The organism is Chloroflexota bacterium, from assembly GCA_016875535.1.
GTDB lineage: Bacteria > Chloroflexota > Dehalococcoidia > SHYB01 > SHYB01 > VGPF01.
The window spans coordinates 1-2,298 of record VGPF01000084.1 but is presented as its reverse complement, the minus strand read 5'-3'; the positions used below and the strand labels follow the sequence as shown (position 1 = coordinate 2,298).

1 protein-coding gene and 1 pseudogene are annotated in these 2,298 nt (G+C 61.6%); both read right to left on the bottom strand.

From position 1 onward, the window contains the following. Positions 1-208: 208 nt before the first annotated feature. Entirely contained in the window at positions 209-658 is a 450-nt protein-coding gene (locus FJ039_12640) for a hypothetical protein (GenBank protein MBM4406993.1), read from the bottom strand. A 150-nt stretch (positions 659-808) separates the two neighbouring features. After that, a pseudogene (locus FJ039_12635) lies at positions 809-1,879 on the bottom strand (LLM class flavin-dependent oxidoreductase). Positions 1,880-2,298 lie beyond the last annotated feature (419 nt).

The following is a 2,298-nucleotide window of genomic DNA, read 5'->3' as shown; positions in this document are numbered from 1 at the left end:
GGGTCGCCGCCGTGACGCCCAACTCCCGGGACAGCGCGTCCAACTCTTCCCCATGCAGCAGCCGCATCACCGCTCCGCTCTTGCGCCGAGAGGAGAATCTCCCTCGCTCAACGCGGCCTCGATCAAGTGCTCCCTCGCCCTTTCCATCCATCATGGACACCTCCTTGAGTTTGTGGCATCATGCCCCAATTCCGTGTCCAAGAAAATCCTAGGGCGGGGGACCCGCGATAAGATCGGCGCATTTGGAGCCGTTGCCGCAGCTGAGGATCATCTGGTCCAGCTCTCCTTCTTTCTCCACATAGCTATCCGGGCTGGGGCTGACCACAACGTGCAGCTGCTGCTCCCGACCAAGGTTGAACACCTGGTAGACGCGCACGGTGTAATAGGCCGTCTGGCCCTTCACCAAGGCGTAGCCGCTCAGGAGCGTGGGATAGGGGACTAAGGCGGCCTTGGCCTTGTACTCGGCGAACGCTTTGGGCGGACCCTCTTCGATCCTGCCGTTCCCGTTGCGGGAGACCATCACGGCGTCAAAGACCATAACGCTCATAAAGAGCCCCAAAGCGGCGCCGATCCAGATGCGCCAGTCCTTATAAAGGGGCTGTCGCTTCTTCCGCGGGCGCGGGAGCGGCCTCGTGCGTATCGTCTGCATGCCTGCCATGGCGGACTGACCCCATCCTTAAGGAAAAGGCTCTCCCTACCACGATAGGCTGGCAAAGAGAGGCACGCATAGGGCTTTTCGGGAACAGCTTGGTAACAACAGGCCGTCTAAAGGAGAAGGGAAGGAACGGGGCAAGCAGCCGGCTCCAGCCTAGCGAAGAGCCTTCTTCTTGAAGTGGGGGATAACGGACTCGCTGAATATCTTCAGGCGGCGCTTGTTCATCTCCAGCGTGACCGATGGGTAATGTCCCAGGGTGAAGATGACGTGCCGGTAGCCCATCGCCTCCAGCGCCTCCAGGCTCTTGATGCAGCGTTCGGGGTCGCCGGCGATCCAGACCCGGTCCCAGAAGAAGTCCACCGTCAGCTCCTGGTTCTTGCCTAAGTAGCGGTCCTTCCAATAGTAGTAGCCCGCCGCGAACTCGCCCGTCTTTTCGATGGGCGCGCTCTGGAGGTTCACGATGTTCTCGTCCCGCGCCATCTCGTGGGCGCGGACGGCCAGCGCGCGCGCCTCCTGCTCTGTCTCGCCGATGATGAGGCCGCGCTGGCAGCCGAAGTTCGTGGTCGAGACATCGAACCCCTGCTCCTTGGCGATCGTCTTCCACTCCTCGGCGGCGCGCTGGCATCGGCCGAAGGTGGCGATGGGGTCGGTGATGAAGGGCATGCCGCGCAGGGCGTGGTGGCGGATCGTCTCCGGGGAGACGGCGGCGCTCCACATGGGCGGGTGCGGCTTCTGCACCGGCTTGGGGTAGACGTTCACATTTTCGATGGCGTAATGCTTGCCCTTGTAGGTCACCGGCGCGTCCGCCCAGGCGAGCTTCATGATGTCCAAGATCTCGTCCGTCCGCTCTCTTGCCTCGCTCAGGGGCACGTTGAAGCCCTGGAACTCGATACTCTGGTAGCCGCGCCCGAAGCCGTACATCAGCCGCCCGCCGCTCAGCAGGTCCACTTCGGCGGCCTCCTCGGCGGCGCGCAGGGGATGGTGGAAGGGCAGCACCACAATGGCGGAGCCGATCTTGACCCTGCGGGTGCGCGCCGCCACAAAGGCGGCGAAGGGCATGATGGAGGGGCAGATACCGTAGTTGCGGAAGTGGTGCTCCGCCAGCCAGACGCCGTCAAAGCCCACGTCTTCCGCGTACTGGATCAGCTCAAGCTCGTAGGCGTAGACCTGCTGCTGGGACCACTCTTTAGGCCAGTGCACCAGGTGGAAGGTGTGGAACTCCATGGCGGCGCCTCAGGGAGAAGATAGGGCAAAGGATAGGGTCACGAATCGAAAATGGCAAGGGAGGCGGAGACGGGGGGCTAGGTAATCAAAAACCGGACTTTCATTGAAGTATCCGCATAAGTACCGCGTCTACGCGTGGGAGGGGCGCCAAGCGTGAGCAATCCTGGTGGCTCACTTAACTCAAGGTTTTTCAATATCTGCTTATAGTGTGTTTCTCGAAATGCCGTCTCCAAAACGACAAAATCCTCAATCTGAACCGCTCCGGGAAAAGTGGAGGCTATTATCCTTGAGGGGAGGAAGCCATGACACGACCGGGACGGTATCCAGCGGAGGTGCGAGAGCGGGCGGTGCGCTTGGTGCAGGAGCACCGGGCAGAGTACCCTTCACCGTGGGCAGCGATCACCTCCATAGCGACCAAG

What these genes read in the sequence shown, in the direction of transcription:
- FJ039_12640 (MBM4406993.1), bottom strand. Translation starts at nt 658, where the DNA reads ATGGCAGGCATGCAGACGATACGCACGAGGCCGCTCCCGCGCCCGCGG.